Raw genomic sequence first — 19,286 nt, forward strand, 5'->3', positions numbered from 1 at the left:
ACTCCGCGCGTTGTTCTGCTCGCGCGGCCGTCTTCCACACACACGTGGGGGTGAACCGACCGCATCGGCGATGCGGTCTTCGATGGTCGTGTCTTCCCCACACACGTGGGGGTGAACCGGTGGAGATCTACACCCCCAACGCGCGCCCGGGCGTCTTCCCCACACACGTGGGGGTGAACCGACGAAGCTCGAATCCGGCGTCGCGACCGACGCCGTCTTCCCCACACACGTGGGGGTGAACCGTTGGTGACGGACATGGATACGCCGCCGGGGATGTCTTCCCCACACACGTGGGGGTGAACCGCTGTGTGGAGGCTCAACCCCAACAATCGGGGCGTCTTCCCCACACACGTGGGGGTGAACCGGCGGCGGGGCCTTCAATCCCGTATTCCCCCAAGTCTTCCCCACACACGTGGGGGTGAACCGGGTTGTCACCGTTTCGGCGATGGACGGGCAAAGTCTTCCCCACACACGTGGGGGTGAACAGCCGTTCCCTTTTCAACTTTCAACGGAATCCGGGACAGGCTCTTGACCGTGCGCAGCGATAACGGCTCGCAGCCCTGCTCCAGGCATTTCGTCGAGTTTCTCGGGGCCCGCGGCGTGCGCGGGCAATACACCGGCTACGACGCGCCCGACGACAACGCCTTCGTCGAGCGTGTCATCCGAACGATCAAGGAAGAAGAAATCTGGCCCAACAGCTACGACACCTGGTCCGAGGCCCACGAGGCCATCGACCGATACATACGCTGGTATAACGAGGATCGTATCCACTCGGCGATCGACTACCGAACGCCGTGCGAGGTCGAAGCCGAATGGATCAAACTTATGGCCGCGTAAATCCGTCTCGACTTCGGGGGGACACTACGGAGGGCCGCGTCACCACGGCCAGTGGCGGCCTTTGGCGCGGGCGATCTCGCGCACCGCGTCCCACGTCAACTCCTTTTGCACGGCGAATTCGATGAGCGCGGAATACAGCTCGTACAGCGCCCGTGTGTCGTCGATGGCCTTGTGCGTGGGAGCGGCCTTGATGCCCAGGTCTTCGGTGAGCCGCGCGAGAGAGAACCCCTCGAAGCGCTTGGGCAGCAGCTTTCGCGACATGCGCAGCGTGCACCACCATTCCACCGTCGGCGGCTCCAGATGATGGCGGACGATCTCCTGCCGGATGAACTCGGCGTCGTTCGACGCGCCGTGCGCGATCACCACCGCGCCGTCCAGCATCGGCCCGAGCGTCGTCCACGCCTCGGGAAACGCCGGCTCGCCCTTCACGTCGTTGTTCGAGATGCCGTGCACGGCCTGCGTGTGCGGATCGATCGGGCAGCCGGGATCAACGAGCGTGTCGAACACGCGATCAATGCGTCCCTCGGTCACGAGCACGGCGGCGATCTCGACCACGTGCGCGCGCCCGCGAAACTGCGTGGCTTCGAGATCGAGGGCGACAAGTTTGGGAAGCGGCGGCAGCACGGCGGGCTCCGTCGAAAAAGTCGGCGCAGTTTGGCCGCGAACGGCGATGAGATCAACCGCCCTCGGTCACGAGCGACGCCTGTTCGCCCACGCGGATGACGTCGAGCATCTCCTCGGGCGTCGTCGCGGTTTGCAGGCGCTCGGTGACGTAGCGGCTGTCGTGCAGAAGCTGCGCGATGCCCGATTGCAGCCGCTGATGCACGCGCGGCTGACCCGCGGGCGTGAGCATCACGAACAACAGATGCGCCCGCTCGCCGGAACCCCGGCACGGCACGCCGCCCTCGCTGCGCAGGATCAGCGCGAAGGGCCGTGCGATGCCCGGGAGCCGCGCGTGCGGCATGGCGATGCCGTGGCCGACGTAGGTGCCGATCTGCCGTTCGCGATCGGCCACCGCGCGCACAATCTGGTCCGCGGGCAGCGGCAGCGCAGCGGCACTCATGCGCGCGAGCGCCGCAGCCACCGCCTGGGCCGGCGAATCCGCCTCGATGCCCATGTGCACGTGCGCGGCGGTCACCACGTCGGACAGGCGGATCGTCTCCTCGTCCTCGAACTCGTCGCGGATCGTGCCCACGATCTCCTCGATCACGTCCTCGAGCGTGACGAGGCCGGACCAGCGCCCCGCGTCGTCCGTCACCAACGCGGTGTGGATGCCCCGCTGTTGCATCTCCGCGAGCAGCGTCTCCAACCGCGCCGATTCGGTCACGCGAATCGCCGGGCGCGCCAGCGCCGCCAGATCGGGCGCGCCGTTTGCATTCAGCAGCACATCCTTGAGATGCACGAACCCGACGGGGCGCTCGGAGTCGCCCTCGAGGAGCGGGTAGCGTGTGAACCGCGCCGCACGCGCAATGCGCAGGTTCTCGTCCCATGGGGCGCGCGCGTCGAGGCACACGACCTGGGCGCGCGGGCGCATGGCGTCGCGCACCGCGAGCGCGCCGAGATCGAAGACGTTTTCCATGAAGAGCAGGCGACGAAACGACATCAGCCCCTGCTCCTGCGAGTCGTCGAGGATGATCCGCAGTTCCTCCTCGCTATGGTGTTCCTCGCCCGAGCGGGGCAGACGCATCAGGCCGACGATGGCGACGGAGAGCGTGTTGAGCAGCCACAGCGCGGGGAAAAACAAAGCGCGGAAAAAGCGCAGCGGGCGTGCGGTCCACAGGGCGGCGGCGTCGGCCACGCGGATCGCGATCGACTTGGGTACGAGTTCGCCCAGCACGATGTGTGAGCCCGACACCAGCACGTATGACACGGCGATGCCCGCGGCGTTGCGTGCGGCGGCGTGCGGCAGCGGTCCGGCGATGGCCTCGGCCACCTCGTTGCCGACCATGCCCAGCGCCACGCTGGCGAGCGTGATGCCGACCTGGCATACGCCCAGGTGCTCGTCGAGATGCGCGCGGATGAGGGCGAGCGTTTTCGCGCGCGGATCATCCGTCGCGACGAGCTCCTCCACCCGCGACGCGCGAACCTTGACGATGGCGAACTCGGCCAGCACGAAAAACGCATTGAGCGCGAGCAGCACCAGAATCGAAACGATCCACAGCGCGATCAGCAAACCCACCCCGAATTGGAGGCGTCTCTAGAGTGCCACAGTTTCTGCCGACGGACGAGGAATTTTCGCGGTACTCGAGTCGACGCGGCGAGGACGCACCGTGATATCGGGCTCGAAGTGGGTGTTCACGCCCGTTTACAACACGGAATAACTTGCGAATAATCCGTCGTTCCAGAAATTTGCCGATCCGAATCGCCTGATCGAAGGAGAGCCGGTGCCGACCGGGGAGCGCGCCCGTGGGCGCGCCATCATGGGGATTCTTTGCGCGTTCGCGATCGCGGTCGCGTGGGGCGTCGCCGCGCCTTCGGCCCGCGCCGACGCGCTGTTCACCTACGGTCTCGCTCCGTCGTCCATCTCGGTCGCCAACGCCGCCGTCGCCTGGGGGCGCGGCTACGATGCGTGTTATCTCAATCCCGCGGCGATGACATTTGAAACGCGGCCACTGGCCGGGGCGGGGTATCTCTACGCCGACGCGAATCTGCGCGCCACGCACGCTCCCGATCCCGAATACGACGCCACGCAGGGGCTGTCGCTGGGTGCGACGATCCCGCTTCCGTTTCGCGGCGCGCTGCGCAACCGAATTGCGTTCGGCGTCGGGTTTTTCTTTCCCAACGGCGTCGTGCTCGACCTGCTGGTGCCGTATCCCACCGAACCGCAATACGTGTTGCAGCAAAACGCCGGGCGCAGCCTCGCGGCGGTGTCCGCTCTCTCGATCCTCCCGATTCGTGGTGTGGCGATCGGCGGCGGGACGCAGTTCTACGACAACACGTCGGGCCAGATCGACGCGACGGTCGATGCCGCGGGGCGCGTGGACGCGACCGTTGGAGAGGAGCTCACCACCACCTTTTCACCGATCGCGGGGCTGATTCTCTCGCCCGCCGCGTGGTTCGAAGCGATGCCCGACGTGCGCCTCGCGTTCGTGTTCCGCGACAAATTCGCGACGACCTACGAGATCCCCGTCAACTCGTACATCGGCGACATCCCGCTCGAAGTCGGCATTCGCGCCACGAGCCTCTACACGCCGCGCCACTACGTCGTCGGGTTCGCGCACGTCGCGCCGCGCTGGACCGCGGAGATCGACGCGATCCACTTCGAGTGGTCGAAGTATCCCGATCCGAATCTCGACATCCAGGCCGAGTTCACCATCCCGATCCTGCCGATTTCGTTTCAGGATTCGCAATCGATCGACCCGGACTTTCACGACACGACGAGCGTGCGCGCCGGCGGCGAGTGGACGTTCGTCTCGCGCGATCGATGGGACGCCCGGGCTCGCGCCGGTTACGCGTGGGAGCCGTCGCCGGTGCCCGCGCAGACGGGTGAGACGAACTACCTCGACGGCGACCGGCACGTGGGCGCGGCGGGCGTCGCGATTGGCTGGCGCGACGCCGACGGCCGCGCGTCGCGCGTCGATGTGGGCGGCCAATACCACGCGGTCGTGCCGCGTAAGTTCCAAAAGAACTCGGGCGTGGACGCGGACAACCCCGGCTACCCGAAGCTTGGCGTCGGCGGCGCGCTCTGGGCGGCGGGCGTGTCGTTCACCGCTTCGTTCGACATCGAGGGGATCGCGCCATGAGGATGCGCCGCGCGATCGGGCTCTCGATTCTTCTCGCCGCGTTCGGCGTCGCGACAAACGCGTCCGCGAACCCCTTCGACACCTTCGGCGCGGGCACGCGGGCGATCGGCATGGGCGGCGCGTACACCGCCGTCTCCGACGACATCGCGGGTCTGTACCACAATCCCGGCGCGTTGATTCAGATGAGCGGGCTCGACATCGAACTCGCCTACCACCACGCGTCGCCGCGCCTGCGCATCGCCGATCGCGACATCGATTCCGACGAAAACTCCGGCGTGCAATTCGGCCTGATTCTCACGCAGCGTCTCGCCGGGCGACGCCTGGCCTTTGGCGCCAACGTGTTCCTTCCCGACGACCATGTGATCCGCTTTCAGATGCTGCCCCGACGGCAGGCGCAGTACGTGATGTTCACGAACGACAACCACGTGCTCGTCGTCAACGCGGGCGGCGGCTACGAGATCATCGAGGGGCGTCTGGGTCTCGGCGCGGGGCTCTCGGTGGTCGGCGACAACACGGGCGGCGTCGATCTCACGCTGCGCGAGGACGAGCCCTCCGCCGGATCGCTGGACACGAAACTCAAGCTCATCGCGCGGCCGATCGTCGGCATCTGGGGCCGGCCCTCCCCCGCGTGGCGCGTGGGATTTTGCTATCGCGAAAAGACCGACGTGAAGCTCGACCTGCCCAACAACATCCACGTGCCCGAACTCGGCGTCTTCGAGGACAACCGCTGGAACGTGCTGGCCGAGTCGGAGATCACGCTCATCGCGCGCAGCTACTCGCACTTTTCGCCGCGCATGTTCGCGCTCGGCGTGGCGTTCGACGCACTCCCGCGCACGACCATCACACTCGACGAGACGTGGCGACAGTGGTCGCAGTACCATGACCCCACGGTGCGGCTGAAACTGCGCATCGACGGCGGGCTCGGCCAGATCGTCGAAATCGAGCGCCAGCCGCCGCTCGAATCCGCGAACTTCCACGACATCTTCGTCACGGCCCTCGGTGTCGAGGGTCGGCCGATCGAGCGACCCGGCGCGACGCTCGCCGTGCGCGGCGGCTACATCTATTCGCCCACACCCGCCCCGCATCAGCACGGCCCCACGAATCTGGTCGATACCACCTCGAACACGGTCTCGGTGGGCGTCGGATTCACGGCGAAGGACCCCCTCGACGCCATCGACGAGTGGAGCCTGAACACTTACGGCCGCGTGATGTTTCTCCAGGAGCAAACGGTCGAGAAATCGTCCGACGACGACCCGGTCGGCGACTACACTTTCGGCGGATACGTCCCCGGATTCGGCGCGTCGATCACCGCGAAATTTTAGGGCATCCGCCCCGCCGATCGGCGTATTTTGTTGACGCCCCCGAGCGGATATGGTGGAGTGCGACGCGCGTCGGCCTCGCCGATTTTCGCCGTTCGTTTTTTCCCGCCAAAGAGGGTTTTGCCATGAAGGATCCGCGCCTTTCCGAACTCGCCCGGGTGCTCGTCGACTACTCCTGCAAGGTCAAACGCGGCGATGTCGTCATGATCACGGCGATCGGTGTCGACACGCTGCCGCTCGTCAAGGAGATCCACAAGCTGGCGCTGCTGCGCGGCGCGGACTGCGTGGATTACGAGTTCATCGATCAGGAAATCACGCGCGACTTTTACAACCTCGCCGACAAGCGCCAGATCGCGTGGTTCCCCCAGCACAAGCTCGACTTCATGAAGAAGGTGACGTGCTACATCGCGGTGCGCGGCTCGGACAACTCGATGGTGTTCGCCAACGCCGACCAGCGCAACATTTCGGAGCGCTCGAAGGTGATGCACCCGATCCTCGACCAGCGCGTCAACCACACGCGATGGGTCGTGACGATCTTTCCCACACACGCCACCGCGCAGGAAGCGAAGATGAGCCGCGAGGAGTTCGAGGACTTCTACTTCGGCGCGACGATCTACGACTACGCCGCGCTCAAGCGGCGGCAGGCGAAGCTCGCGAAGCTCATGGAACGCACGCGCGAAGTGCGGATCACGGCGAGCGACACGGACCTGACGTTTTCGATCGCGGGGATGCCGGCGATTTCGTGCTTCGGCGACCGCAACATCCCCGACGGCGAGGTCTTCACCGCGCCGGTGCGCGATTCGGTGAACGGCCACATCAAATACAACGCTCCGTCGATCTACCAGGGCAAGGAATTCGACGGCGTCTATTTCGAATTCAAGAACGGCAAGATCGTGAAGGCCGAATGCGGGCCGATGACGAAGGCGCTCAATGAGGTGCTCGATACCGACGAGGGCGCGCGTTACATCGGCGAGTGGTCGATCGGCACCAACCCCAACATCCGCAAGCCGATGCGCAACATCCTCTTCGACGAAAAGATTTTCGGCTCGATCCACTTGACGCCGGGCCGCGCCTACGACGAATGCGACAACGGCAACCGATCGGCCGTGCACTGGGATCTGGTGAAGATCCTCGTCGGTGACGGCGAGATCCTCTTCGACGGCAAAACGATCCAGAAGAACGGCGTCTTCGTCCACAAGGATCTGCTCGACCTCAATCCGCCCAAGGAACGCAAGCAGGCCGAGGCGTACCTGAAGAAGAACGGCGGGAAGTGAAGAGGCGAGGCCCGAGCATCTAGCGGACAGCGAAGGGATTCCGCACGCGGACGTCGCCGAACCGCGCGTCCGCTTGCAGGTCCTCGGTCCACAGCACCGACGCGCCCATCGCCTGCGCGGAACGCACGATCATCGCGTCCCAGAAGTGGATGCGGTTGCGCTCGGAGATCTCGATCGCTCTCAGCACGTCGTCGGCGGTCGGGCGGTGAACGTGCCAATCGCCGAAATCCCGGACGATCTCCTTCGCCAGTGCGATGGTGATGGGCGACGCAATCTTTCGCGTGGAGACCACGAAAAACTCGGCGAGAACCTGCGTGCTCAGCGCGCCTTCGTCCGCAGCCATCAGGCGGTCGATCAGTTGAGCGGCGAAGTCCCGTTTTCGTCCGGCTCCGGCGTCGTGGGCATAGACAAGGATGTTGGCGTCGACGAACTCCATTTCTGTCAACGCTCGTGCAACTCTTCCCGGGTCCAAGTTGCGCAGCCGGCCGTGCCGAGGTCGTAGCCCTTTTTCAGGCGAGTGCGAATGCGTCGGAAAGACCTGTTCCGGCGACTCTTTTCGCTGTCGGACTGAACTCGAATGTGCGCCTCGACCGCTTTCTCCACCCATTTGGAAAGCGGAACGCCCGCCCGTTCCGCGAGACGTCTTGCCTCCGCGGCCGTCTCCTCGCTGACGGCGACCGTCATCCTCGAACGCGCCATGTCGCTTCCTTTCCCGGGAAAATCCCAAGACTCCGACCGCCACCACTATAACTCGGAACGGTGTCAGGACGAAATCTTCGGTCGCCACGACTTCGAGTTGGGCTTTCGCCGAGTCGCCTCGACTCATTCAGCCCCCTTGACGCACGAAAAATCGCGCCCATTAATCACGCCTCCCCGCGCTGTCAAGACCCCGTAACATGCTGATTATGTTGTGGAATAATCATTTTTTGCGGTTGACAGCCCCTTGGCGGTGGTTAGGTTTTCTTCGGACGGAGAACACAGCCCCCGTGACGACGGGGCCGGGACATAAACGGAACATTCGGACATTCACGAGCAACACAACACGCAACGCAGGAGGCACGCCATGACCCTCATCCGCTGGAACGAAACCTTCCCCACCACCGCTTTCGACCGACTCTTCGACAACTGGTTCGAGCGCGTCGCGCCCGAGCGCACCAACGTCGCCTTCGCCCCGCGCGTCAACGTGTGGGAAGACGCCGACAACATCTTCCTCGCGCTGGAACTGCCGGGTCTCGCGAAGGAAGACGTGAAGATCCACGTCGAGAACGGCCGGCTCACGATCTCCGGCGAGAACAAGTTCGAGCGCGACGAAAAGAAGGAGACCTTCCACCTCGTCGAGCGCCGCTACGGCCGGTTCGAGCGCAGCTTCAACCTGGGCGACCAGGTCGATGTCGAGAAGATCTCGGCGAAGATGGACAAGGGCATCCTGACCGTCACCCTCGGCAAGAAGGACATCAGCAAGCCGAAGCAGATCGAGGTCGAGGTCCACTGACGCACCTTGGGCTTCATTCGGGCCGGGCCGGTTCGTCGCCCGGTCCGTCTCCATAGACCGCGCCCCGGCCCGTCGGCCGGGGTTTCGTTTTGGGATCGGTTCGACTTCCCCCGACGCGCTTGGCGCCGGATGACGGCGCTTGACAGCGGTTGCGGCGTCGGGCGCAATACGCGCGGTTTCCAAAAGCGGTGTGCCTTGCGCAGTTTTCTTCGAATTCTCGCGGGAGTCGGCGCGATCTGCGTCGGTTGCGCGCTCTTCGCCGCGTGCGGCGCGGACACGCCGATCGCTGATCCGCGCCGCCCGGACGACGTCGCGCCCCCTCGCGAACGCACGGTCGAGGACGAGGCCGAACAGCGGCCCTTCGAGTTCGCGGGCTCGGCGCTGGAATCGCGCTGGCGCGAGGCGGTCATGGGCGTGCCGACATGGCGCGCCGACGCAGCGGCCTGCCGCGCGCACTGCGAGGACTGGTGTCCGCGCGCGGCCGAGTGTCTGATCGGCCCGTTTTCCCACATCGGTCGATGCAAGGCGCTGTGCCTCGACCCATGCACCGAAGGGCTGTGGCCCGCCGAGTTCGCCGCCTGCGCGCGCGACGCGAAAGACTGCAAGGACCTGCGCGAATGCACCCGCGACCTGCGCGAGGTCTTCGACCTCGGTCCCGCGGAAAAGGACGCGCCCTAAGCGCTCGTCCTTTCGAGCGTCTTGTCCATCGCCGCGAGTTTTGCCGCCAGCTCATTCAGCATCGGCGTGGTGAGCGCCTGCGGGCCGTCGCACAGCGCGGTGTCGGGGTCGGGGTGCGACTCGACGATGAGCCCATCGGCTCCCGCGGCTTTGGCGGCGAGCGCCATGGGCACGATGATGTCGCGCTCGCCCGCCGCGTGGCTGGGATCGACGATCACGGGCAGGTGCGTGAGCCGTTTGAGCACCGGCACGGCCTGAAGATCGAGCGTGTTGCGCGTGGCGTTTTCGAACGTGCGAATGCCGCGTTCACACAGGATCACCTGCGTGTTGCCGCCCGCGAGGATGTACTCCGCGGCGAGCAGCAACTCCTCGATCGACGACATCATGCCGCGCTTGAGAAGAATTGGCCGCGCGCAGCGCCCGGCCTCGGCCAGCAGCGCGAAGTTTTGCATGTTGCGCGCGCCGATCTGGAGCATGTCGGCCTGCTGCGCGACGCGCTGCACATCGCCGGGGTCGAGCACTTCGGTGACGATGGGCAGAACGAATTTGCGCCCCGCCTCGACGAGCAGCTCGAGCCCTTCCCACCCCATGCCCTGAAACGAATAGGGCGATGAGCGCGGCTTGAAGACGCCGCCGCGCAGCATGGACGCGCCGGCCTCGCGCACGATGCGCGCGGATTCGAAAATCTGCTCGCGGCTCTCGACCGCGCAAGGCCCGGCGATGAGCGCGAACGCGCCGCCGCCGAAGAGGGCATTGCCGATCTTGATCTGCGTGTCGCGGCGTCCCGCCTCACGCGCGGCGAGCCGATAGGGCTTGGGCTTGCCGGGTTTCGACGCGGGCGTTTCACAGACGGGCGCGGGCTCGGACGGCGCGGCGATCTCGACGACCGGCTCCACGCCCTCGTAGCCCTTGGTGCGGATGGGATAACACCCGAGCACCTTGAGCACGCGGGCGCGTTCCCGCATGGCGTCGAGCGCCGCCGTCATGCGCGGGTCGTCCGCGTGGCCCTCGACGTCGATGTAGAACTGGTATTCCCACGGCGTGTTGGCGAGCGGGCGACTTTCGAGCTTGACCATGTTGACGTGCGCGTCGTGCAGCGGACGCAGGCACGCGAGCAGCGCGCCCTCGGAATGATCGGTGACGAGCACGAGCGAGGTCTTGCACGGAATACGCCGGTCGTATGCCACGGCCTTTTTCGCGCAGACGACGAACTTGGTGAAATTTTCGCGCTGATCGGCGATGTCGCGCTTGAGCACGGCTAGACCGTAGACGGCCGCGGCCTCCTCGCTCGCGATGGCGGCGTGCGTGACGTCCTGCGTGTCTTTCACCCGGCGCACGGCCTCGGCGGTGTCGGTGAAACTCTCGATCGTGCATTGCGGCATTTGATCCAGGAACTCGCCGCACTGAAGCAGCGCCTGCGGGTGCGACGCGATGTGACGGATACGCCCGAGCGGCGTCCCCTCGATGCCGATCAGGCAATGTTCGACGCGCCAGACTTCCTCGCCGACGATGACGAGCGACGAGGTTTCGAGCAGGCGGTAGGTGGCGTTGATGCTGCCCGCGATGGTGTTTTCGAGCGGCAACACGACGAAGTCCACATCGCCCGCCTCGCACGCGGCGACGGCCTCGGGGAATCCGCGATAGCCGATGAACGCGCACGCGCCCGACTTCGCGCCGAAGTACTTGTTCGCGGCCAGATGGCTGTAGGCGCCCTCGACGCCCTGAAACGCGACCTTGACGAGCGAGGCGGATTCGCCCTGCGCGCGCGCGGCGAGATGGCGCTGCTGGTCGTCGATCGAGTATTCGAGAATGTCGTGAAAAATGCGCCGCACGAAGTAGGGATTCAAGCCGCGATCACGCGCCTTTTTTTCGAGCTTCGCGAGCAGTTCTTTTTCGCGATCGCGGTCACGCAGCAGCGCCGCCGGCGACTGGGCCTTGGCGTCGGCGACGCGCTCGACGAGCCCGACGCGCCGTTCGAGCGCGGCGAGCAGCGAGTCGTCCGTCTCGTCGAGTTCGCGGCGCAGATCCTCCAGACCGTTCATGGGCGTTTTCCGTTTCGTCGATGCTGATAAAGGCCCCAGACGATGGCGTCGTAGAGGGCGTCCCAACTGGCCTTGATGACGTTTTCGCTCACGCCGATCGTGCCCCAGGTCGTGTGTCCGTCGCCGGTTTCGATCAGGACGCGGGTGACGGCCTTGGTGCCGTCGGCGCCTTCGAGCACGCGAACCTTGTAGTCGAGCAGCGAGATGAGGCGCAGTTCCTCGAACGCGGGTTCGAGACATTTTCGCAGCGCGTTGTCGAGGGCGTTGACCGGACCATTACCCTCGGCGGCGGTGACGTAGCGCTTGCCGCGCACGCGCACCTTGACCGTCGCGTCGACCAGCATGTCGCGCTCGGTGCGCCGGTGCAGGTGGATGTCGTAGGCGTCCACGGTGAAATACGGCCGCAGCAGCTTTGCCTCGCGCAGCAGCAACAGGCCGAGCGACGCGTCGGCGGCCTCGTAGGTGTAGCCCTGGTATTCGAGATTCTTGACGCGACCGAGCAGGTGTTCGAGCTGCTCCTTGCCGAGTTTCAGTCCGAGTTCCGACGCGCGGTGCAAAATCATCGAGCGGCCGGCGATTTCGGAGACGACGAACTTGTTGACGTTGCCCACGAGCCGCGGTTCGACGTGTTCGTACGTGCGCGCGTCGCGGCTCACCGCCGAACCGTGCGCGCCGCCCTTGTGCGCGAAGGCGCTCTTGCCGACGAAGGGCTGATAGGGATCGTGGTGCAGGTTCGCGATTTCGGACACGTAGTGCGACACGTCGGTGAGCTCGGCGAGTTTGCCCGGCGGCAGGCACCGGCGATTCATCTTGAGTTCCAGCGTCGGCGCGATGGTGCACAGGTTCGCGTTGCCGGTGCGTTCGCCGTAGCCGTTGATCGTGCCCTGAACCATCACGCAGCCGCGCTCGACGGCGGCGAGGCTGTTCGCGACCGCGCATCCGCTGTCGTTGTGCGTATGGATGCCGAGGCGCGCGAAGCCGTCGCGGCGCAGTTCGTCGACGATGTCCGCGACGCGGCCGGGCAGGGTGCCGCCGTTGGTGTCGCACAGCACGACGAAATCCGCGCCGGCATCCGCCGCCGCGCGCAGGGTGGCCTTGCCGTAGGTCGGGTTCGCCGCAAAGCCATCGAAAAAATGCTCGGCGTCGTAGATGACCTCGCGGCCCTTCGACTTCAGATACGCCACCGAGTCGCCGATCATGGCGAGGTTTTCTTCTTCGGTGGTTTCGAGCGCGACGCGCACGTGGAAGTCCCACGTCTTGCCGAAGATACAGATCTTGTTCGCGCCCGATGCGAGCAACGTGCGCAGGCCCTCGTCCTTGGCCGCGTCGGTTTTCTTGCGCCGCGTCGCGCCGAACGCCACGAGCGCGGGGGCGACGTCGGGATCGTCGCGCAATACGCGAAACAGCTCGCCATCCTTCGGATTCGAACCGGGGTAGCCGGCCTCGATATAGGCGATGCCGAACTTCGCGAGACGCTGCGCGATCTTGACCTTGTCGAGCATCGAGAGCGTCATGCCCTCGCGCGCCGCGCCGTCGCGCAGCGTGGTGTCGTAAAGAACGACCTCACCGGAATCGTTCGCCGGTTGGGCTCGGCGCGGGCTCATGCGCGGCCCTCCGCGAGCAGATGATCGCGCACGCGGTCGCCCACCTGCGTGGTCGTGATGCCCATCTGCCCGGCGGCCTGTCCCGTCATGTCGGTTTGGATCGTGCGGATCATCGCGCGCTCCACCGCCTCGCCCGCCTCGGTTTCGCCGAGATGGTCGAGCATCATCTTCATCGCGCCGATCGCGGCGATGGGGTTGATGCCGCCGGTTCCCTTCCACGGCGGGGCCGAGCCGCCGATGGGCTCGAAAATCGCCGTGCCCTCGGGGTTGATGTTGCCCCCCGACGCCACGCCGAGCCCGCCCTGAATGATCGCGGCCAGATCGGTGATGATGTCGCCGAACATGTTGTCGGTGACAATGACGTCGAAGGTGTGCGGGCGCTCGACGAAATACAGCGTGATCGCGTCGACGTGGTTGTATTCGCGACGGATGTCGGGATATTTCGCGTCGCCCATTTCGTCGAACGCGCGTTGCCACAGATCCCACGCGAAGGTCAACACGTTCGTCTTGCCGCACAGGGTGAGCTGTTTCTTCTTGCCCCGACTCCGCGTCGCCTCGAACGCGTAACGCAGCGTGCGGTCCACGCCCTTGCGCGTGTTGATGCTCTCCTGAACGGCGACCTCGTCGGGCGTTCCCTTTTTGTGGAACCCGCCCGCGCCGACGTAGAGTCCTTCGGTGTTTTCGCGCACGACGACAAAATCGATGCCGTCGGAATGCACCTCGCGCAGCGGGCACGGCACGCCGGGATAGAGTTTCACGGGACGCAGGTTGATGTACAGATCAAGCTCGAAACGCAAATAGAGCAGCACGCCTTTTTCGAGAATGCCGGGTTTGACCTCGGGCGTTCCGACCGCGCCGAGCAGTGTGGCGGGTAGACGTTTGATCTCGGAGAACATCGCGTCGGGGACGAGTTCGCCCGTGCGCAGGTAGTGATCGCCGCCGAGCGGAAACTCGTGCGGACGCACGGCAAAACCGAAGCGGTCGGCCGCCGCGCGCATCACCTTCATCGCCTCGGCGACGACCTCGGGCCCGGTTCCGTCGCCGCCGATCACGCCGACATCGTGCGTTGTCGTCACCGCGCTGCCCCTTTCGTCCGCTTCGCGCTCGCCGCGCGCTTCGTGGCCGTCGCTCGTTTCGCGGGGGGTTTGACCGCCGTTTTCTTCACGCCGACGCGCTTGTGGTAGAGGCGGTTGATCGCGTTGAGATACGCCTTGGCGCTCGCCTCGATCACGTCGGTGGCGATGCCGCGCCCGTTCATGACTTGGCCTTTGTCGGAAATCATCACCGTGACCTCGCCCAGGGATTCGAGGCCCTGCGTGGTCGCGGTGACCTGATAACGAAGCAACTCGCCGCGAAAACCCACCGCCTTGGCGATGGCGCGGCACAGGGCGTTGACCTGTCCGTCGCCGGTGGCGTTGGCCTCGACGATCTTCGCGCCGCGCCGCAGCTTGACCGCCGCGATGGGGGCCACGCCCATGCCCGTGAACGACGAGAACGACTCGAAGTGGAATTGGTCGGGCACGTCGCCGATCTGCTCGAGGGCGATGACCTCCATCTCCTGCGAGGTCACGGTTTTCTTGGCGTCGGCAAGCGCCTTGAACGCGCGGAACGCCCGGTCGAGCGCGTCGCCGTCGAGGTAATAGCCCATTTCTTCGAGCTTCGTCGCGAAGGCGTGCCGTCCACTGTGCTTGCCCATGACGATGTTTTCGGACTGGTAGCCCACGAGCTCGGGCTTCATGATCTCGTAGGTGCTGCGTTCCTTGAGCACGCCGTCCTGATGGATCCCCGACTCGTGCTGGAAAGCGTTGACCCCCACCACGGCCTTGTTGCGTGGAACTTGGTAGCCCGTCAGGCGGCTGACCTTGCGCGATGTGTCGCCGATCTGCTTCAGGTCGAGGCCCACGTCCACGCCCGACAGGTCGCGGCGCACGTGAAGCGCCATCGCCACCTCTTCGAGCGCCGCGTTTCCCGCACGCTCGCCGATGCCGTTGATCGCCACCTCGGCCTGCCGCGCCCCCGCGCCGATGCCCGCGATCGTGTTCGCCACCGCGAGGCCCAGGTCGTCGTGGCAGTGCACGGACCACGTCACCTTGCGCCCGCCCTTCGTTTCGCGCACGAGCGTTTTGATGAGCCGCGCGAATTCGTCGGGCAGCGCGTAGCCGACCGTGTCGGGCACGTTGATCGTCGTCGCGCCGGCCTCGATCGCCGCGGAAAAGACCTTCACCAGAAAATCGACATCCGATCGCGTCGCGTCCATCGCCGAAAACTCGACGTCGGCGCAAAGGCTTTTGGCGAGCTTCACCGCACGCACGGCCTGCGCGAGCACCTCGGCGGGCGATTTGCGAAGCTGATGCACCATGTGCGAGGCCGACGTCGAGATGAACGTGTGGATGCGGCCGCGCTCGGCGGGCGCGATGGCCCGCGCCGCGCAGCGGATGTCCTCGTCGTTCGCCCGGGCCAGCGCCGCGATCACCGGTCCGCGCACTTTTTGCGCGATCGTATTCACCGCGGCGAAATCGCCCTCGGACGCGATGGGAAATCCGGCCTCGATGATGTCCACGCGCAGCCGCGCGAGCTGCTCGGCGATCTCGAGTTTTTCGCCGGCGTTCAGAGAGATCCCCGGCGACTGCTCGCCGTCGCGCAGCGTGGTGTCGAAGATCAGAACGCGGTCGGGAACTGATGCGGGCATCGCGGCTCCTTATTTCTTGATCCACGAGAGCATGGCGCGCAACTTCTTACCGACCACCTCGACCGGGTGCTCGGCATCGCGCCGCAGGCGGGCGTTGTAGCGGGGGCGGCCCGCCTGGTTTTCCAAAATCCAGTCGCGGGCGAAGGTGCCGTCCTGGATCTCGGCGAGGATGCGTTTCATCTCGGCGCGGGCGCGATCGTCGATCACGCGCGGGCCGCTCATCACGTCGCCGTATTTCGCGGTTTCGGAAATCGACGCGCGCATGCCCGAGATGCCCTGCTCGTAGATGAGATCGACGATGAGCTTGAGCTCGTGCAGGCACTCGAAATACGCAACCTCGGGCTGATAGCCCGCCGCGACCAGCGTGTCGAATCCGGCGCGCACCAGTTCGCTCGTGCCGCCGCACAACACGGCCTGCTCGCCGAACAGGTCGGTTTCGGTTTCCTCGGCGAAGGTGGTTTCGAGCAGTCCCGCCCGTGCCGCGCCGATGCCCGCGCCGTAAGCGAGAGCGATCTTGCGCGCTTTGCCCGTGGCGTCCTGATGAACGGCGATGAGCGCGGGCACGCCCTTGCCCTCTTCGTACACGCGGCGGACCATGTGACCCGGGCCCTTGGGCGCGATCATGCACACGTCCACGTTTTTCGGCGGCACGATCCGGCCGAAGTGGATGTTGAAGCCGTGGGCGAAAAACAGTGCGGCGCCCGCCTTCAGGTTCGGCTCGACCGCCGTCTCGTACAGCGCCTTTTGCGCCATGTCGGGCACGAGCATCATGATGAGGTCGGCGCCCTTCGCGGCTTTCGCCGGATCGGCGACGGCGAGCCCCGCGGCGGTCGCGGCCTTGGCCGAGCTGCTTCCCGCGCGCAGACCCACCACCACCTTCACGCCCGAATCCTTCAGGTTCTGCGCGTGGGCGTGGCCCTGCGAGCCGTAACCCATGATCGCCACCGTCTTGCCCTTGAGCGGCGCGAGCGGTGCGTCCTTCTCGTAATACATCGTCGCCATCATTCTCTCCCCGTTTCGATGTGATCCCCGAACGGCAGGCCGCGCGGGAGTTTGCGTTCTTCGTATCGCGGGTATCCATTCCCGCGAGAATCCCTCACCCCCTTCCCCTCTCCCGTCTGACGGGAGAGGGGAAGGGGGTGAGGGCCTCCCACACCGCGACCACTCACTTCCCCCGGCTCATCGCCGCCTTGCCCGTGCGGCAGATCTCGACGATGCCGTAAGGCGCCATCAGTTCCTGAAACGCCTTGAGCTTCGCCGAGTCGCCCGTGACCTCGGCGACGAGCGCGTTTCGCGACACGTCGATCACGTTTCCGCGAAACGTGTTCACCAGATCGAAGATCTCGACGCGCTTGGCCGGCGGCACCGTGACCTTGATGAGCATGAGCTCGCGGCCCACCGACGCGTCGGGGTCCAGGTGCGAGATCTTGATGACGTTGATGAGCTTGTGGAGCTGCTTTTCCACCTGCTCCATCGGGTGCTCCGCCGCGTTGACCACGATCGTCATGCGCGACAACGTCGGGTCCTCGGTCTGCCCGACGGCGAGCGAGTCGATGTTGAACCCGCGCCGTGCGAACAGCCCGGCGATGCGCGTGAGCACGCCCGGCTTGTTTTCCACCAGCACCGAGAGCGTCATCTTCATACTTCGTCCTCCACCTGCTCGTGCACGTGGCCGCCGGGCTTCACCATCGGCGTCACGTTTTCCTCGCGCGCGACGCGTACGTCCACCAGCACCGGGCCGTCATGCGCGAGCGCCTCGGCGGCCTGCTGGTCGAAACGCGCGACGTCGGTGATGCGCATGCCGCGGATTCCGTAGGCTTCGGCGAGCTTCACGAAATCCGGCGGGGCGTCGGGCGGAAGACTAACTCCGCTATACCGTCGATTGTACATCAGCGCCTGCCACTGGCGGACCATCCCAAGAAAGCCGTTGTTCATGATGAAAATCTTGACCGGCAGCTTCTCGGCCGAAGCCACCGCCAGCTCCTGAATGCACATCTGGATCGAGCCGTCGCCGGTAATGAGAACGACCTGGTCGTTCGGACGGGCGATCTGCGCGCCGATCGCCGCGGGGAGGCCGAACCCCATCGTGCCGAGGCCCGACGACGAAAGCCACTTGTTCGCGTGCCTGAACCCCCAATACTGCGCCGACCACATCTGATGCTGGCCCACGTCCACGCATACGATCACGTCCTCGTGCGTGAGCTTCGAGAGCCGACGGATCGCGTACTGCGGCTTGAGCTCGCTCGGGGTTCCGTCGGCGGCGTCCAGCGGATACTTCGCGCGGATCGTGTCGATCGCCGCGTACCACTCGGCACGGTCCGGCGGAGAGGGGTCCTTGTCCAGTTCCTCCAGCAGCGCTCGCAGCACATCGCGCACGTCGCCGACGATCGGCACGTCCACCTTGATGTTCTTTTCGATCTCGGCGGGGTCGATGTCGATGTGCACGATCTTCGCGTTCTGGCCGAACGATGTCTTGTTGCCCGTCACGCGGTCGTCGAAACGCACTCCAATCGCCAGCATCGCGTCGGCGCGGGTGATGGCCCAGTTGGCGTAGCTCGTGCCGTGCATGCCGAGCATGCCCAGCGATTTGGGATCGTCCTCGGGAAACGCGCCGAGGCCCATGATGGTCGTCGTGACCGGAGCGTTGATCCTGTGCGCGAGCTGCCGCAATTCGGCCGCCGCGCCGGAGCGCATCACGCCGCCGCCGCAGTAGATGATCGGCCGTTTCGACGCGCGGATCAGGTCGGCCGCGGCCTTGACCTGCTTCGGGTGGCCGCCTGTGGTCGGCTTGTAGCCCGGCAGATCGATCTCGGTGGCGAGCCTGAACTGGTGCATCGTTTTCGAGATGTCGGAGGGCACGTCGATCAATACGGGCCCCGGGCGACCGGTCAAGGCGATGTGAAACGCCTCCTTCACCACGCGCGGGATGTCGTGAACGTCCTTGATGAGGTAGCTGTGCTTCACGATCGGCAGGGTGATGCCGAAGATGTCGGCTTCCTGAAACGCGTCGGTGCCGATGTTGTAGCTCGGCACCTGGCCGGTCAGCACCACCATCGGGATCGAGTCCATGTGGGCGTTGCAGATGCCGGTGACGAGGTTTGTCGCGCCCGGCCCCGAGGTTCCGAGACACACGCCGACTTTACCCGAGGCCCGCGCGTAGCCGTCCGCCGCGTGCGACGCGCCCTGCTCGTGCCGTACGAGCACGTGCCGGATCCCGCTGTCGAGCAACCCGTCATAAATCTGTATGACGGCACCGCCCGGGTAGCCGAAAATGACCTCGACCCCTTCGGCTTCCAGCGATTTGATCAGCGCCGTCGCGCCGTTGATCTTCATGTCCGCTTCGCCTCCCGGCCCGCGCCCGCCTACTCTCCGGCGGACGGCGACGGCCAAAAAAAACCGGCCCCGTTTTCCCGGGACCGGCTGTCTGTCTGTTTTCGCGACGCGACGGCTTCGGACCCGGTTACACCGAGCCGATAAGAACCAGGACGAGAATAAATCGCCCGAAGGCCTTCACATTGCGCATGGTCCGACCATCTGCCACAGGTTCGTCGCGCGTGTCAAGCAATCCTACGAAAAGGTAGTGGGTCAGTTTAACGCGTGCGACGTCA

Annotated in this window: 17 protein-coding genes and 1 CRISPR repeat array; of the genes, 6 read left to right on the forward strand and 11 right to left on the reverse strand. The window is 65.6% G+C overall.

Going from position 1 to position 19,286, the window contains the following annotated elements; genetic code table 11:
• The first annotated feature begins 29 nt into the window (after positions 1 to 29).
• A CRISPR array of direct repeats spans positions 30 to 487; the repeat unit is 29 nt; unit sequence GTCTTCCCCACACACGTGGGGGTGAACCG.
• 41 nt (positions 488 to 528) lie between these two features.
• Entirely contained in the window at positions 529 to 837 is a 309-nt protein-coding gene (locus tag IT350_19675; protein MCC6160281.1) for a transposase, read from the forward strand.
• Positions 838 to 876: 39 nt separating this feature from the next.
• Here IT350_19675 and IT350_19680 read toward each other — a convergent pair whose 3' ends face one another.
• Both IT350_19680 and IT350_19685 read right to left on the reverse strand, forming a co-directional pair.
• A complete protein-coding gene (locus IT350_19680; GenBank protein ID MCC6160282.1) occupies positions 877 to 1,461 on the reverse strand; it encodes a 3'-5' exonuclease in 585 nt (194 codons plus the stop codon).
• A gap of 52 nt (positions 1,462 to 1,513) precedes the next feature.
• Entirely contained in the window at positions 1,514 to 3,016 is a 1,503-nt protein-coding gene (locus IT350_19685; GenBank protein ID MCC6160283.1) for a DUF21 domain-containing protein, read from the reverse strand.
• 205 nt (positions 3,017 to 3,221) lie between these two features.
• Here IT350_19685 and IT350_19690 point away from each other — a divergent pair, with 205 nt between their 5' ends.
• From IT350_19690 to IT350_19700, 3 genes are all read left to right on the forward strand, one after another.
• Positions 3,222 to 4,580: an outer membrane protein transport protein gene (locus IT350_19690; GenBank protein ID MCC6160284.1), complete on the forward strand. Its 1,359-nt coding sequence runs from the start codon at positions 3,222 to 3,224 to the stop codon at positions 4,578 to 4,580.
• A complete protein-coding gene (locus tag IT350_19695; protein MCC6160285.1) occupies positions 4,577 to 5,902 on the forward strand; it encodes an outer membrane protein transport protein in 1,326 nt (441 codons plus the stop codon). The genes IT350_19690 and IT350_19695 overlap by 4 nt, the downstream gene beginning before the upstream one ends.
• A gap of 122 nt (positions 5,903 to 6,024) precedes the next feature.
• Entirely contained in the window at positions 6,025 to 7,173 is a 1,149-nt protein-coding gene (locus tag IT350_19700) for an aminopeptidase (protein ID MCC6160286.1), read from the forward strand.
• Positions 7,174 to 7,192: 19 nt separating this feature from the next.
• Here the strand turns inward: IT350_19700 and IT350_19705 are convergent, their stop codons facing one another.
• Together IT350_19705 and IT350_19710 are read right to left on the reverse strand one after the other, a co-directional pair.
• The gene (locus IT350_19705; GenBank protein MCC6160287.1) at positions 7,193 to 7,609 is read right to left on the reverse strand and encodes a PIN domain-containing protein; all 417 of its coding nucleotides are present in this window, start codon (positions 7,607 to 7,609) and stop codon (positions 7,193 to 7,195) included.
• A gap of 5 nt (positions 7,610 to 7,614) precedes the next feature.
• Positions 7,615 to 7,857, reverse strand: coding sequence for a hypothetical protein (locus IT350_19710; protein MCC6160288.1), 243 nt, complete (start codon positions 7,855 to 7,857; stop codon positions 7,615 to 7,617).
• A gap of 379 nt (positions 7,858 to 8,236) precedes the next feature.
• Here IT350_19710 and IT350_19715 point away from each other — a divergent pair, with 379 nt between their 5' ends.
• Together IT350_19715 and IT350_19720 are read left to right on the forward strand one after the other, a co-directional pair.
• The gene (locus IT350_19715; protein ID MCC6160289.1) at positions 8,237 to 8,665 is read left to right on the forward strand and encodes an Hsp20/alpha crystallin family protein; all 429 of its coding nucleotides are present in this window, start codon (positions 8,237 to 8,239) and stop codon (positions 8,663 to 8,665) included.
• Between the two features lie 195 nt (positions 8,666 to 8,860).
• Entirely contained in the window at positions 8,861 to 9,343 is a 483-nt protein-coding gene (locus IT350_19720; GenBank protein MCC6160290.1) for a hypothetical protein, read from the forward strand.
• On the opposite strand, the gene IT350_19725 is transcribed toward IT350_19720, so the two are convergent.
• From IT350_19725 to ilvB, 7 genes are all read right to left on the reverse strand, one after another.
• Entirely contained in the window at positions 9,340 to 11,385 is a 2,046-nt protein-coding gene (locus IT350_19725; protein ID MCC6160291.1) for a bifunctional 3-deoxy-7-phosphoheptulonate synthase/chorismate mutase, read from the reverse strand. The two genes, IT350_19720 and IT350_19725, sit on opposite strands and share 4 nt — an antisense overlap.
• Entirely contained in the window at positions 11,382 to 12,989 is a 1,608-nt protein-coding gene (locus IT350_19730) for a citramalate synthase (protein ID MCC6160292.1), read from the reverse strand. Before IT350_19730 ends, IT350_19725 begins: the two co-directional genes overlap by 4 nt.
• Complete coding sequence (locus tag IT350_19735; protein MCC6160293.1) at positions 12,986 to 14,065, reverse strand: 3-isopropylmalate dehydrogenase; 1,080 nt, start codon at positions 14,063 to 14,065, stop codon at positions 12,986 to 12,988. Before IT350_19735 ends, IT350_19730 begins: the two co-directional genes overlap by 4 nt.
• Positions 14,062 to 15,678 carry a 2-isopropylmalate synthase gene (locus IT350_19740; protein MCC6160294.1) on the reverse strand — a complete coding sequence of 539 codons (1,617 nt, stop codon included), beginning with the start codon at positions 15,676 to 15,678 and terminating at the stop codon, positions 14,062 to 14,064. The genes IT350_19735 and IT350_19740 overlap by 4 nt, the downstream gene beginning before the upstream one ends.
• A 9-nt stretch (positions 15,679 to 15,687) precedes the next feature.
• Positions 15,688 to 16,683 carry a ketol-acid reductoisomerase gene (gene ilvC, locus IT350_19745; protein MCC6160295.1) on the reverse strand — a complete coding sequence of 332 codons (996 nt, stop codon included), beginning with the start codon at positions 16,681 to 16,683 and terminating at the stop codon, positions 15,688 to 15,690.
• 160 nt (positions 16,684 to 16,843) lie between these two features.
• Positions 16,844 to 17,320, reverse strand: coding sequence for an acetolactate synthase small subunit (ilvN, locus tag IT350_19750; protein MCC6160296.1), 477 nt, complete (start codon positions 17,318 to 17,320; stop codon positions 16,844 to 16,846).
• Positions 17,317 to 19,011 carry a biosynthetic-type acetolactate synthase large subunit gene (ilvB, locus tag IT350_19755; protein MCC6160297.1) on the reverse strand — a complete coding sequence of 565 codons (1,695 nt, stop codon included), beginning with the start codon at positions 19,009 to 19,011 and terminating at the stop codon, positions 17,317 to 17,319. Before ilvB ends, ilvN begins: the two co-directional genes overlap by 4 nt.
• Positions 19,012 to 19,286 lie beyond the last annotated feature (275 nt).

Source organism: Deltaproteobacteria bacterium, from assembly GCA_020845895.1.
Classification (GTDB): domain Bacteria; phylum Lernaellota; class Lernaellaia; order JACKCT01; family JACKCT01; genus JADLEX01.